Below are 13,577 nucleotides of genomic sequence, written 5' to 3' on the forward strand. Positions count from 1 at the left end.
GGCGCCGGGTGGTCTTGGCCGGGTGGACACCGTGGCGCTGACCTTCGACGACGGCCCGTACCCTTCGACCACGCCGGCGCTGCTGGCCGCCCTCGGCGGGGTGCAGGCGACGTTCTTCCTGTGGGGCGAGCACGCGGCCGCGCACCCGGCGCTGGTCCGGGAGATCGCCGCGGCCGGGCACGTGCTCGGCAACCACAGCTGGACGCACCCGCACCTGACCGGGCTGCCGGCCGCCGCTTGCGACGAGGAGGTCCGGCGCACGCAGGACCTCCTGGCCGAGCTGACCGGCACGCCCCCGGCGTTGTTCCGGCCGCCCTACGGCGACACGTCCGCCGAAGTCGCCGGGATCGTCGCCGGGCACGGGCTCACCGAGGTGCTGTGGACCGTCGACACCCGGGACTGGGCGGGCGCCGCCGCGGCCGAGATCGTCGCCGCGGCGGCACGCGCCGAACCGGGCGGCACCGTGCTCATGCACGAAGGGTGCCCGGCGACCGTGGCGGCGGTCCCGCGCGTGCTCGCGGGGCTCGCCGCTCGCGGCCTGCGTCCCGGCCCGGTCAGGGGTTGATGCGCGTGTACGCCGGTTTCGGCCGGAGGTTCTCGTCGAACAGGCAGGCCGCGCCCTCGCCCGGGAAGACGTCCGGCACCCACGAATGCCGGTCGGTGAAGCCCCAGGTGGTGAACTCGACGCAGCGGCGGACCGACTGGCAGCCGTCCCACAGCCGGTCGAAGTAGTCCGCCTGGGTGTCGAGCTTCGCCGCGTCGGGCGGGGTCGGGATGCGGACGTCGGCCTCGGTGACCGCGACGTCGACGCCGAGCTTCGCCAGACGGGCCAGGTTCTCGCGGTACTGGCCCGGGAAGCCGTACTGGATCGACAGGTGCGCCTGGACGCCGACGCCGCCGATCGGGACGCCTTGCCGCCGCAGCGTCTTCACCAGGTCGTGCACCGCGTCGCTCTTCGGGTTGACCCCTTCGATGTTGTAGTCGTTGATGTACAGCGTCGCCGCCGGGTCGGCCGCGTGGGCCCAGCGGAACACGTCCGCGACGAAGCCGTCGCCGAGCTTCTGCCGGAAGACGGTGTCGCGGCGCGTGCCGTCCTCGTTGAACAGCTCGTTGACGACGTCCCAGGCGCGGACCTTTCCCTTGTACCGCTTGACTTCCGTGGTGATGTGGTCGCGCAGGACGCGGCGCAGCTCGGCGGCGGGCAGCGCGGCCACCCAGTCCGGCAGCTGGGAGTGCCAGACCAGGGTGTGGCCGCGGACGGTCTTGTGGTGCGCTTGCGCGTACCGGACGATCGCGTCGGCGCCCGACCAGTCGTACTGGCCGCGGACCGCTTCGACGGTGCCCCACTTCATCTCGTTCTCGGGTGTCACGTTGTCGAATTCACGGGTGAGCACGGCCCGGTAATCCGGTTCGTCCGCCAGATACGCGGCCGCGACCGCGCTGCCGACGTAACGGTGCGTGGTGTATTGCAGGGGAACCGACGCGGACGCCGAGGGCGCTTGCGCGACCGTAATGCCGACGGCGGCGAGAACCACCAGGAGTGCGTGTTTTTTCGGAATTCTTCGCAGCATCTCATCCCTCTCGTGACAATGACCTGACCGAAAGTTTCGAAGCATTTCAAACCGGGTTTCGATGACCTAGAATCTCCTCCATGACAACGACGTCCGAGCATCCCGAGCCCACGCCGTCCCGGGTCACGATCGCCCGGATCGCCGCCGAAACCGGGGTTTCCGTCCCGACCGTTTCGAAGGTGCTGAACGGCCGGCCGGATGTCGCCGAAAGCACGCGGGCCCGGGTGGAGGCGGTCATCGGAAAATACGGTTACCGGCGCCGGGCCGACGAACGATCCCGCCGTTCCCGGCTGCTCGAGCTGATGTTCCACGAACTCGAAAGCACCTGGGCACTGGAAATCATCCGCGGCGTCGAGTGCGTGGCCCGGGAAAACGGGATGGCGGTCGTGCTGGCGGAATCGTCGGGCCGGCACACCCCCGGCCAGAGCTGGCTGGAGAGCGTGCTCGCCCGGCGGCCGGTCGGGATCGTGTCGGTGTGCTCCGACTTCACCGGCGGGCAGCTGGCGAAGCTGCGGGCGCGCGACATCCCGCTGGTGATCGTCGACCCGGCGGGCGCGCCCGGCGCGGAGACGCCCTCGATCGGGGCCACGAACTGGCAGGGCGGGCTGACCGCCACCCGGCACCTGGTCGAGCTGGGCCACCGGCGGATCGCGATGATCGGCGGACCGGACGGCGTGCTGTGCAGCCGCGCCCGGATCGACGGCTACCGCACGGCGCTGGAGACGGCGGGCCTGGCGTTCGACCCGGCGCTGGTCCGCCGCGGTGACTTCCACACCCGCTCGGGTTACCGGGAGCTGGCCTCACTGCTCACCCTCCCCGACCGCCCGACGGCGGTGTTCGCGGGCAGCGACCTGCAGGCGCTGGGCGTGTACGAGGCCGCGCGCGACGCCGGCCTCCGCATCCCGGACGACCTGAGCGTGGTCGGCTTCGACGACCTGCCGATCGCCCGCTGGCTGACCCCGGAGCTCACGACGGTCCGCCAGCCCCTGCAGGAGATGGCGGCCGCCGGCGCGCGGCTCGCGATCGCGCTGGCCCGCGGTGCGCACCCGGAGAGCCACCGCCTCGAACTGGCGACGAGCCTGGTGGTCCGCCACAGCACGGCCGCGCCCGCCCACCAGGTCGTCCCGGCCGGCCGGGCCTGACCAGGCGGCTCGGCCTGACCCGGCTGCCCGGCCCGACCGGACGGCCGAAAATTGTCGGTGCCCACCGGTAGAGTGGAAAACGGGGGGCGCCCCCGGCGGGCTCATCCCGGCCACCGCAGGCTTTCCGGCGGCCCCAGGTAGCTCGGCCGCAGCCCGCCGGTGTCCACCACCAGCTTCCGCACCACCACCGCCGGGTCGATCATCCACACCTTCAGCACGTGCTGGCCCGCCGCGGCGACGTCGTGGGTCGTCGACGTGAGGTTCACGTTGTCCGAAGTCGTCCGCTCCCACTGGCGGTTCATGGTCATGTCGTCCGCGCCGGTGGCCTTCGTGATGTTCACGACCTGCGGCGCCGCGTCGTCCAGCGACACCGCGTAGCGCAGCCCGTCGCCCTGCAGCACGTTGCTGCGCGGCAGCAGGTGGGCCCACACCGTCACCGGCCCGGCGGTGAACAACGTCATCCGGTACTCCAGCCGCGGTCCCGCACCCGCCGCGCGGCTCGACGCGGTGACCGGGAACGGCGTCATCCCCAGGTCCGGGACCGCCCGCCAGGACACCCCCGCGGCGTCGACGTTCGCGCTGCAGTGCGCGGCCTCCATCGACACGTACCCGCCGGCTTCGACGAACCCGCGCGGCGGCAGCGAAGGACGGCGCACCACGGCGTCCACCGTCACCGAGCCGCCCGCGCCCGACACCGTGATCGGCACGGTCGTGACGCCCTTCGGCGCCCGCGCCCAGTCGATGCGCACGGTCATCCGCAGCTCCTCCTCCACCCGGCCGCCGCGCGGCTCGACCAGCACCCACGGCGCGGCGGCGGAGACCTGGCACCGGAACGGCGTCCGCCCGCGGTTGAAGACGTCGATGTACTGCGGCGGCGCGGTCTGGTACGGGCTGAACTCCGGCAGCACCGGCCGGCCCGCCGCACCCGGCCACGCTTCCGCGGACCCGTCGACGGCGACGCCCAGCGCGGCGGCCGAGGGCAGCGAAAGCCGCCGCACCGCCGGGAAGATGACGTCCGGCAGCGCCACGTTGTTCAGCTCCGGCTGCTGCCACGGCGCGTTCGGGCCGTACCGCGCGACGTCGCCGTAGTCGATGTGCGGCTGGGTCTGGAACCCCTTCCACTTGCCGCCCGCGACGCCGGTGTTGTACTTCTCTGCCAGCGCCAGGTCGTCGGCGAACCGGGCCTCGGTGACCGCGGCGAGCCCGTTCGCCGACGCACGCCCCTGGGCTGCGTACAGGAGGTTCGTGAACTCCGCCCGCCGCAACGCATACAGGTTCGCCGACGCCGTGACCTCGTACGACACCAGTTCGAAGAAGGCGTCCCGCTGACCGGCGGGCACCCGCGCGGAGATCCGTGACGCCCGCGCGGCCAGCTCCTGCCACTCGTCGGTCACCCGGTCTAGCTCGCGGTAGTCGACCAGGCTGAACGGCGAGGCCTGGTCGTCGTAGGTGATCACCCCGGCCGTGTCGACCGTGATCAGGCGGTTCAGCAGCTCCGGCTTCCGGCGCGACTGCAGCCGTCCGTAGTCGTGCAGGACCGACGCGATGTCGGCGGCCAGTGCGGTGCCGAAGTTCGTCGCGGCGAACTCGCGTTCCCACGTGGACAGCCGGGCAGCGGGCCAGGCCGAGGGGTTCCAGGCGTAGTCGAGGAAGAACTGCAGTGGCAGCTCGTTGCCCTTCAGGTCGCCGACGTTGGCGACCCACAGCCGGTCGTTGCCGTAGGAAACGGCCTGGTTCAGCTGCTCCCACGTGTTCGCGAGCAGCGCGGTGTCGACCCACTTGTAGTTGCGGCCGCCGCCAACGTAGTCGAAGTGGTAGTACAGCCCGTAGCCACCGGGGTGCGGCGGCAGTGCGAGATCCGGGTGCTTGCGGATGTTGCCCCAGTTGTCGTCGGTGAACACCACGATGACGTCGTCCGGTGGCCGCAGGCCCTGCGCCCAGTACCGCTGCACCTCCTTGTACAACGTCCACACCTGCGGGACGTCCGTGCTCAGCTCACGAGCGAGGATCTCCCGTTCGGCGGCGATGATCTCCTGCATCAGCTCGATGCCGTCGCCGTCGGGGAGGCTGACGTCGCCGTTGCCGCGCATGCCGAGCGTGACGACGCCCTCGAAGCCCTCCCGGGCCATCCGGCGGATGCCCTCGGTCCAGTACGCCTTGATCGCCTCGCCGTTGCGGCGGAAGCTCCACTCCCCCGTGCCGCCGTAGGGGTCGTGCCCCGGACTCGCGTGCCGGTTCCACTCCTCGATGCCGCGCATCATCGGCGCCTCGTGCGAGGTGCCCATGACGATGCCGTACTCCTGGGCGGTCGCGTGGTTGAGCGGGTCGTCCTCGGCGAACGCGCGTCCCCAGACCGCCGGCCAGAGGTAGTTGGCCCGCAAGCGCAGCATGGTCTCGAACACCTTGGCGTAGAACAGCCGGGTGAACCCGCCGGGGTAGCCCGGGGCGAGGCCCGGTCCGAAGTACTCGGGCGCCCAGGTGCCCAGGGCCGGGTTCTCGTCGTTGATGAAGAACCCGCGGTACTTGACGTGCGGCGTGCCCAGGCTGAAGCGCTCCCCCGGGATGTGCAGCTCCGAGGTCTTGGCCGGCGGGACGTCGGCCCACCAGTACCACGGCGAAACGCCGATGCGGCGCGAGATCTCGTAGACGCCGTAGATCACGCCGCGCTGGTCACTGCCGGTGAGCACCAGACGGCCGTCGACGACCTGGCTCAGCGACGTCTCCCACTTCCCGGCGACGTCCCGGACGTCCAGCCGGCCGGCGGCGACGAGCGAGTCGACCAGCGGGCTGTGGCCGAGCGTGCCGACCAGCACGACCGGCCCGTGCGCGGGGACCGCGTCGAACGACACCGTGGGCCGCACGCCCGTCACGCGCTCGACGTCGGCGGCGAGGTCGCCCACGACCCGCCGCACCCCCGGCCGGTCACCCGAGCTGACGACGATCGTCGCGGCTTTCCCCCGCGACACCAACGGAAACCCGGTGCCGGCTTCGGCCAGCCCCGGCAGGGCGGCGGAGCCCGCCCCGGCCAGGGCCAGCAACTGCAAGAAGGCACGACGGTGGACCTCGGACGGCACGGCAGACCTCCTGAGTCAGCCCTTCACGGATCCGGTCAGCCCGCCGACGATGCGCCGTTCGGCGAGCACGAAGAACGCGAGCGCGGGGATCATCGACAACGCGGTGAACGCGAGCACGCGGGCGGTGTCCTGGGAGTACTGGGACTGGAACGACGCGACCCCGAGCGGCAGCGTGAAGTGCCCGGCGTCGTTGAAGACCAGCAGTGGCAGCAGGTAGGCGTTCCAGCTGGTGACGAAGGCGAGCACGGCCACCGTGGTCAACGCTGGCGTCGACAGCGGCAGCAGGATGCGCCAGAAGAACCCGAGCCGGCTCGCGCCGTCGAGGACGGCGGCGTCCTCGAGCTCACCCGGGATGGCGTGCATGAACGGGCGCAGGATCACGATCGTCACCGGCAGCGAGAACGCCGCCTCGGGAATCGCCACGCCCCAGAAGCTTTCGAGCATGCCGAGCTGCCGCAGCCACAGGTACAGCGGCAACGTCGCCACCGTGAGCGGGAACAGCAGGCCGAGCGTGAACAGCGTGTAGAGCGCTTCCCGGCCCTTGAACCGGTACCGCGACAGCGCGTACCCGGCCATCGAGCCCAGGCCGACGGCGACCGCGGTCGCGATCACCGCGATCAGCGCGCTGTTGCCGAGGAACGTCCAGAACGCGCTCGAGCCCAGCACCGACGCGTAGTTGTCCGTGACCCACGGGCCGGGCAGCCCGGCCGGGTCGGAGTTGATCTGCGCGTTGGTGCGGAACCCGCCGAGCACGACGAACAGCAGCGGCACGACGGTCACGCCGAGCACGACGATCGCCGCGAGGTACCCCGTCGCCATGCCGAACCGGCGCCCGCGCATCAGCCCACCATCCTCGTCAGCGCGCCCTCGGTGTCGCGGCGGAGCGCGAACCGCTGGTACAGCAACGCGAACACGAAGCAGATGACGAAGAGGATCACCGCGACGGCCGAGCCGAAGCCGAACTCGTAGCGCTTGAACCCGTGGTCGACGAGGTAGGTCGCCATCGTCGTCGACGCGTTCGCCGGCCCGCCCAGCGTCATGATCCACACGATGTCGAACAGCTGGAGCGAGCCGATCACCGACAGGAAGATCCAGATCCGGATGGTCGGCCCGAGCAGCGGCAGCACGACGTGCCGGGTGGTCTGCCAGGCCGACGCGCCGTCGAGCGCGGCGGCTTCGCGCAGCTCGGCGGGCACGCCCTGCAACCCGGCGAGCAGCAGGATGATGCCGAAGCCGATGTACTTCCAGGTGATCACCGCGAACAGCGTGTAGAGCACGATGCCCGGGTCGGCCAGCCACTGGTGGACCAGGCCGCCGAGGCCGACGCCGTGCAGCACCTGGTCGGCGAAGCCCGACGGCTGCAGCATCAGCACCCAGATCACCGCGGTGATCGCCTCGGACAGCACGTACGGCGCGAACACCAGGGCCCGCAGCACCGCGCGGCCCCGCAGCTTCCGGTTGAGCAGCATCGCCAGCCCGATCGACAGCGGCAGCTGCACCACGATCGACAGCCCGGCGATGATCAGGTTGTGCACGATGGCGCCCTGGAACACCGAACCGGAGAAGGCGTCGGCGTAGTTGTCGAACCCGACGAAGTCGTCGAGCGGGCCGAAGCCGTTCCACTCGAACAGGCTGTAGAACGCGGCGATCCCGATCGGCACCAGGACGAAGCCGGCGAACAGCAGCAGCGCCGGCCCGAGCAGGAGCGTCAGCTCGAGCCGTTTGCCGAGGCCGGAACGTCTCGCCCGGGGGCGCGACGACGGTGCGGACGGCCGCGCCGCCGTCCGCACCGGCGTCGTCGCCGTGGTCACTTGTTGCCCGCCGCGGCCTGGTTGACGGCGGCCACGATGCCTTCGGGGGTGCCCTGACCGGCGAACATGTTGGCCACCGCGTCGTTCAGCGCGGCGCCGACCGCGGTCGGGAACGCCTTGTCGAAGTACATCTGCAGGTACGGCGCCTTGATCCCGTAGTCGTAGACCTGCTTGAGCGTGTCGGTCTTCAGCGACTTCGCGGCAACCGCGTTGACCGGCAGGCCGGCGCCCTGCGCGGCGATCTGCGTCTGGATCGGCTCGGTGTTGAGGTAGGACAGGAAGTCCGCGCACGCCTTCGAGGCCCGGCTGGTGCAGGCGAAGCCGTCACCGCCACCGAGCACCGCCGCCGGGTCGCCCTGCCCGCCCGCGACCGACGGGAACGGGAACCAGCCGACCTTCGAGTCCAGGTCCTTGTCCTCGGTCAGCGACGACATCGTGCCGGGCTCCCAGTCGCCCTGCAGCTCCATCGCCGCCTTGCCGTTGGCGACCAGGCCCGCGGAGCTGCCCGCGCCCTGCTGGGCCGGCGTGCCGGCGAACCCGGTCTGGAACGGTTGCGTGGCCAGGAAGTTCTTGAGGTCCTGCCCGGCCTTCGTCCAGCACGGGTCCTCGAGCTTCACCGCGTTGACGGAGTTCTTGAGCACGTCCGCGGAGCACTCGCGGACGGCGAAGTAGTTGAAGTAGAAGGCGTCCGGCCAGCGGTCCTTGCCGCCGACGGCGATCGGCGCGATGCCCTTGGCCTTGAGCTGCGAGACGGCGGCGTTCAGCTCGTCCATCGTCTTCGGCGGCGTCGTGATCCCGGCTTGGGTGAACAGGTCCTTGCGGTACCAGAAGCCGACGAAGTGCTGTTCGAACGGCACGCCGTACTGCTTTCCGTCGACCTGCCAGTTCTCGGCGAACTTGCCGGCCGAGGAGATCCACGCCTTGGTCGCGTCGGAGATGTCGGCGACCTTGCCGGAGGTGACCTGCGACTTCAGCTCGCCGGCGCCCCAGGACTGGTAGACGTCCGGCGGCTCGGCGCCCTGCAGGGCGAGCGGGACCTTCGTGGTGAAGTCCTCGTTCTGCAGCGGCTGCGCCTTGATCGTGACGTCGGGGTGCGCCTGGTGGTAGTCGGCGACCACCTTCTCCCAGATCGTCTTCAGCGGGTCGGTGGTGCCGTTGTGCCACCAGGTGAGGGTGACCGGCCCGCTCGGTTGCGCGGGCGCTTCGGTCCCCCCGCTGCACGCGGAGAGCGCGAGCGGAACGACGGCCGCCAGGGCGGCGAGAACGGGGATCCGGTGTTTCACAGGCATCGTGGGTCCACTCCTGACGACTTCGGCCGAGTTGGACGGGGCGTGACAGCGCCCGGGTTGGCGAAGAGTTTGCTCCCGGGCAAATCGGATGTCAATCGTTGTCGATAACGTTTTACAGCGCTAGTCTGAGCCGATGCAGCCCAGTTCGAGGGTGACCATCCGTGACGTCGCGGCCCGCGCCGGCGTCTCGGTGGCCACGGTGTCCAAAGTGATCAACGAGCGCTACGGCGTCTCCGCCGCGACGCTCGCGAAGGTCCGAGCGGTGATCGAAGAGCTCGGCTACGAGGCGAGTCTCGTGGCCCAGAGCCTGCGCAACCACCGGACCAACGTGATCGGGATTCTGGTCGCCGACCTCGAACCGTTCTCCACCGAGCTGCTCAAGGGCGCCGCGGACGCCATCCGCGGCAGCGGGTTCGAGCTCGTCGTCTACTCGGCCGGTGGCCGCACCGGCGACCCGGCGGGCTGGGAAAAGCGGTACCTGTCCCGGCTTTCCGGCACCCTCGTCGACGGCGCCGTGCTGGTCACGCCCGCGGTCTCGCTGGAAGCGGTACCGGGCACGCCGGTCGTGGCCGTCGACCCCCACACCGGGCCCTCGCACCTGCCCACCATCGACTCCGACAACCTCCGCGGCGCGCAGCTGGCCACCGAGCACCTGCTGGAGCTGGGCCACCGCCGGATCGCCTTCCTCGCCGGCCGCCCCGACCTCGAGTCGGCGTCCCTGCGCAAGGCGGGCTATCTGCGGGCGCTGGAGGCCGCCGGGGTGCCGGCCGACGAGCACCTCATCCGGGTCGGCGCCTACGACCCGGAGGTCTCGGCCGCCTCGGCCCACGACCTGCTCACCGGGCCGGACCGGCCGACCGCGGTGTTCGCCGCGAACGACATCTCGGCCATCGCGACCGTGGGCGCAGCCCGCGAACTGGGGCTTTCGGTGCCCGAAGACCTTTCCGTGGTGGGCTTCGACAACGTGCCCGAGTCCGCGCTCTGCAGCCCGCCACTGACCACAGTGGACCAGCCGATCCGGGAGATGGGCCACCGCGCGATCAGCATGCTCATCGCGCTGATCAACGGCGACGCGGTCGAACGCACCCACATCACGCTCGACACCGGCCTGGTGGTGCGGCACTCGACCCGCGCCCTCCCCTGAGCCTCCCCTCCCCCACAGAAGGGCGGAATGCCTTGACCACGCAGCCCACCGCGGCCCCCGAGCCGTGGCGCGACGCCGCGGCCGACCCGGCTGACCGCGTCCGCGCGCTGATGGACCGGATGTCCCTGCGCGAAAAGCTCGCCCAGCTCTACGGTGTCTGGGTCGGCATCGACTCCGGTGGCGAGATGGCTCCGCACCAGCACGACTTCGTCGACGCCGATGTCGACCTCGACGACCTGGTCCGCCACGGCATCGGCCAGCTGACCCGGGTCTTCGGCACCCGGCCGGTCGACCCGCTCGTCGGCGCGCACAGCCTCGCGCGCCGGCAGCGGCAGATCGTGTCCAGCAACCGCTTCGGCATCCCGGCCGTCGTGCACGAGGAATGCCTGACCGGGCTCGCCGCCTGGCAGGCCACGATCTACCCGGCACCGCTGTCGTGGGGCGCGACGTTCGACCCGGACCTCGTCCGGCGGATGGCCGCGCGCATCGGGCGCACCATGCACACCCTCGGCGTGCACCAAGGGCTCGCGCCGGTCCTCGACGTCGCCCGCGACCTGCGCTGGGGCCGCGTCGAAGAGACGATCGGCGAGGACCCGTACCTGGTCGGGACGATCGGCAGCGCGTACGTCGCGGGCCTGGAGTCGGCCGGGGTGATCGCGACGCTGAAGCACTTCGTCGGGTACTCGGCCTCCCGCGCCGGGCGGAACCTGGCGCCGGTTTCGGCCGGGCCGCGGGAGATCGCGGACGTCCTGCTCCCGCCGTTCGAGCTGGCCCTGCGGGCGGGCGCGCGGTCGGTGATGAACACCTACACCGACATCGACGGCGTTCCGGGGGCCGCCGACCCGGCCCTGCTGACCGAGCTGCTGCGCGACACCTACGGCTTCACCGGCACCGTCGTCTCCGACTACTTCTCGGTCGCGTTCCTGCACCGGCTGCACGGCGTCGCGGCCGGTCGCGGCGACGCCGCGGGGCAGGCGCTGACCGCGGGCATCGACGTGGAGCTGCCGACCATGGACTGCTACGGCGAGCCGCTGCTCGCCGCGGTGGAAGGGGGTGCGGTCGACGCCGCCGCCGTCGACCGCGCCCTCGAACGGGTGCTGCGGCAGAAGTGCGAGCTCGGCCTGCTCGACGCGGGCTGGGCGCCGGAGGTCCCCGAAGCGATCGACCTCGACGACGCGGAGTCTCGGGCGCTGGCCCGTGAGGTCGCCGAGAAGTCCGTCGTGCTGCTGCACAACGACGGGACGCTGCCGCTCTCCCCCGGCGCGTCGATCGCCGTGGTGGGCCCGCGCGCGGACACGCCCGGCGCGATGCTGGGCTGCTATTCGTTCCCGCTGCACGTCGGCGTCCACCACCCGGACGTCCCGTTCGGCGTCTCGGTGCCGACCGTGGCCGAGGCGCTGCGGTCGACGTTCGAGGTCACCTACGCGCTGGGCTGCCCGGTGACCGGCGGCGACGACGCGGGTATCGCCGAAGCCGTGGCGGCGTGCGAAGACGCGTCGGTCTGCGTGGCCGTGCTGGGCGACCGGGCCGGGTTGTTCGGCGGCGGAACGTCCGGTGAAGGCTGCGACACGTCCGACCTGCGGCTGCCCGGACGGCAGGAAGAGCTCCTCGAAGCCTTGCTGGCCACCGGGAAACCGGTCGTCGTCATCCTCCTTTCCGGACGGCCCTACGAGCTTTCCCGGCAGCTGCCCCGGTTGGCGGCGGTGGTGTGCGGCTTCTACCCGGGCGAGGAAGGCGCCGGCGCGCTGGCCGACGTCCTCACCGGCCGCGTCGACCCTTCCGGCCGGCTCCCGGTGAGCTTCCCCCGGGCCGGGGCGAGCCAGCCCTCGACGTACCTGTCCGCGCCGCTGGGCCGGCGCAGCGAAGTCAGCACGGTCGACCCCACCGCGTTGTTCCCGTTCGGCCACGGGCTTTCCTACCGCCCCGCGACCTGGGTGGACGTCAGCGCGACGGGTTCGCTGTGGCCGACCGACGGCGTGTGCCGGGTCCGGGTGACCCTGCGCAACGACCACGACCGCGCCACGACCGAGGTGGTCCAGGTGTACCTGCACGACCCGGTGGCCGAGGTCGCCCGGCCCGAGCGGCAGCTGATCGCCGCCCGGCGCGTCGTGCTGGCCCCCGGGGAAACGTCGGTGCTGGACATCGGGCTGCACGCCGACCTGACGTCCTACACCGGCCGGGCCGGCGGTCGCGTGGTCGACCCCGGCGACGTCGAGCTGCGGGTCGGGACGTCGAGCGAAGCGATCGTGACGACCCTGCACTGCACGCTGACCGGGCCGCGCCGGTCCGTCGGTTTCGACCGTGTCCTCGCCCCGGAGTTCGGCGCATGAGACGCCCGCTGGTGATCTTCGCCCTGACCGTGCTGACCGCGTTGTTCGTCGGCGCGTCCGGCCGCCCGCCCGCGTCGGACTGGGTGGCGACCTGGACGGCGATGCCGCAGCTGACCGAGCCGGGCAACCTGCCGCCCGCGCCGTTCACCGGCGCCGATCGCGTGCTCGACAACGCTTCCCTGCGCCAGACCGCGCACGTCACCGTCGGCGGGCCGCGGATCCGGCTGCGGTTTTCCAACGCCTTCGGCGGGGCGCCGCTGCCGTTGACCGCGGTGTCGGTCGCCCGGCCCGGCTCCGGCCGGGCCGGGGTGTCGGCGGTGGTGCCCGGCAGCGTCGTGCCGGTCACCTTCCACGGCAAGCCGTCGACGGTGATCCCGATGGGTGCGCAGGTGGTGTCCGACCCGCTGCCGTTCCCGGTGCGCCGGTCGGAGAACATCACGGTGACCGCGTACCTGGCGCACGGCCAGGCTTCGACGTCGATCACGTCTCACCCCGGGTCCCGCACGACGTCGTACTTGCTGGCGGGCGACCACGTGACCGCGACCGACCTGCCGGGCGCGACCCCGGTCGACCACTGGTACTTCCTCAGCGGCATCGAAACCCTCGCACCGGTTCCGGCGGTCGCGGTGCTGGGCGACTCCCTGACCGACGGCCGCGGCTCGACGACGAACGGCAACGACCGCTGGCCGGACGTGCTGGCCTCGCGCCTTTCGGCGGCGGCGGTGAACCAGGCGGCGGGCGGCAACCGGGTGCTGCAGGACGGCCTCGGCCCGAACCTCCTGGCCCGCCTGGACCGGGATCTGCTCGCGCAGACCGGAATCGCGCACGCCATCGTGTTCGAAGGGATCAACGACATCGGCACGGCGGCACCGGCGGACGCCGCCCAGGCCGCAGTGGGCTTGATCGACGCGTACGACCAGATCATCACGAGAGCGCACGCCCACGACATCCGCGTCACCGGCGCGACGTTGACTCCCTTCGGCGGCAACGAGGCGTATGACGACCCGCTGCGGGAGGCGGCGCGTCAGCAGGTGAACACGTGGATCCGGGGCCACTTCGACGCGGTGCTGGACTTCGACCGGGTGGTCCGGGACCCGGCCGCGCCGACGCGCCTGCTGGCGGGGTACGACACCGGTGACCACCTCCACCTCAACCCCACCGGCTACCGCGCGCTCGGCGCCAGTGTCCCGCGGGGACTGTTCGAGGATCGCTGACC

10 protein-coding genes are annotated in these 13,577 nt (G+C 71.7%); 5 read left to right on the forward strand and 5 right to left on the reverse strand.

Annotation, left to right across the window (positions count from 1 at the left end; genetic code table 11):
* Positions 1–22: 22 nt before the first annotated feature.
* A complete protein-coding gene (locus M8542_RS06980) occupies positions 23–565 on the forward strand; it encodes a polysaccharide deacetylase family protein (RefSeq protein WP_257919176.1) in 543 nt (180 codons plus the stop codon).
* On the opposite strand, the gene M8542_RS06985 is transcribed toward M8542_RS06980, so the two are convergent.
* Positions 555–1,535: an endo-1,4-beta-xylanase gene (locus M8542_RS06985; protein WP_257919177.1), complete on the reverse strand. Its 981-nt coding sequence runs from the start codon at positions 1,533–1,535 to the stop codon at positions 555–557. The genes M8542_RS06980 and M8542_RS06985 overlap by 11 nt on opposite strands.
* A gap of 116 nt (positions 1,536–1,651) precedes the next feature.
* On the opposite strand from M8542_RS06985, the gene M8542_RS06990 reads away from it, so the two are divergent.
* Positions 1,652–2,713, forward strand: coding sequence for a LacI family DNA-binding transcriptional regulator (locus M8542_RS06990; RefSeq protein ID WP_257919178.1), 1,062 nt, complete (start codon positions 1,652–1,654; stop codon positions 2,711–2,713).
* Positions 2,714–2,814: 101 nt separating this feature from the next.
* Here the strand turns inward: M8542_RS06990 and M8542_RS06995 are convergent, their stop codons facing one another.
* From M8542_RS06995 to M8542_RS07010, 4 genes are read right to left on the reverse strand one after another with little or no spacing between them, the layout of a single operon-like run.
* A complete protein-coding gene (locus M8542_RS06995) occupies positions 2,815–5,787 on the reverse strand; it encodes a glycosyl hydrolase 115 family protein (protein WP_257919179.1) in 2,973 nt (990 codons plus the stop codon).
* Positions 5,788–5,802: 15 nt separating this feature from the next.
* Entirely contained in the window at positions 5,803–6,627 is an 825-nt protein-coding gene (locus M8542_RS07000; RefSeq protein ID WP_257919180.1) for a carbohydrate ABC transporter permease, read from the reverse strand.
* A complete protein-coding gene (locus M8542_RS07005; RefSeq protein ID WP_257919181.1) occupies positions 6,627–7,598 on the reverse strand; it encodes a carbohydrate ABC transporter permease in 972 nt (323 codons plus the stop codon). Before M8542_RS07005 ends, M8542_RS07000 begins: the two co-directional genes overlap by 1 nt.
* The gene (locus M8542_RS07010) at positions 7,595–8,887 is read right to left on the reverse strand and encodes an extracellular solute-binding protein (protein WP_257919182.1); all 1,293 of its coding nucleotides are present in this window, start codon (positions 8,885–8,887) and stop codon (positions 7,595–7,597) included. Before M8542_RS07010 ends, M8542_RS07005 begins: the two co-directional genes overlap by 4 nt.
* 151 nt (positions 8,888–9,038) lie before the next feature.
* Here M8542_RS07010 and M8542_RS07015 point away from each other — a divergent pair, with 151 nt between their 5' ends.
* From M8542_RS07015 to M8542_RS07025, 3 genes are read left to right on the forward strand one after another with little or no spacing between them, the layout of a single operon-like run.
* Positions 9,039–10,031, forward strand: a complete 993-nt coding sequence (locus M8542_RS07015; protein WP_257919183.1) for a LacI family DNA-binding transcriptional regulator — start codon at positions 9,039–9,041, stop codon at positions 10,029–10,031.
* 32 nt (positions 10,032–10,063) lie between these two features.
* A complete protein-coding gene (locus tag M8542_RS07020) occupies positions 10,064–12,361 on the forward strand; it encodes a beta-xylosidase/alpha-l-arabinosidase (protein WP_257919184.1) in 2,298 nt (765 codons plus the stop codon).
* Complete coding sequence (locus tag M8542_RS07025) at positions 12,358–13,575, forward strand: SGNH/GDSL hydrolase family protein (RefSeq protein WP_257919185.1); 1,218 nt, start codon at positions 12,358–12,360, stop codon at positions 13,573–13,575. The genes M8542_RS07020 and M8542_RS07025 overlap by 4 nt, the downstream gene beginning before the upstream one ends.
* Positions 13,576–13,577 lie beyond the last annotated feature (2 nt).

It is taken from the genome of Amycolatopsis iheyensis, assembly GCF_024703995.1.
Classification (GTDB): domain Bacteria; phylum Actinomycetota; class Actinomycetes; order Mycobacteriales; family Pseudonocardiaceae; genus Amycolatopsis; species Amycolatopsis iheyensis.

Bases quoted from the DNA above. Each gene is read 5' to 3' on its own strand.
- M8542_RS06990 (WP_257919178.1), top strand. From the start codon at position 1,652: ATGACAACGACGTCCGAGCATCCCGAGCCCACGCCGTCCCGGGTCACG.
- M8542_RS07000 (WP_257919180.1), bottom strand. From the start codon at position 6,627: ATGCGCGGGCGCCGGTTCGGCATGGCGACGGGGTACCTCGCGGCGATC.
- M8542_RS07010 (WP_257919182.1), bottom strand. From the start codon at position 8,887: ATGCCTGTGAAACACCGGATCCCCGTTCTCGCCGCCCTGGCGGCCGTC.
- M8542_RS07025 (WP_257919185.1), top strand. From the start codon at position 12,358: ATGAGACGCCCGCTGGTGATCTTCGCCCTGACCGTGCTGACCGCGTTG.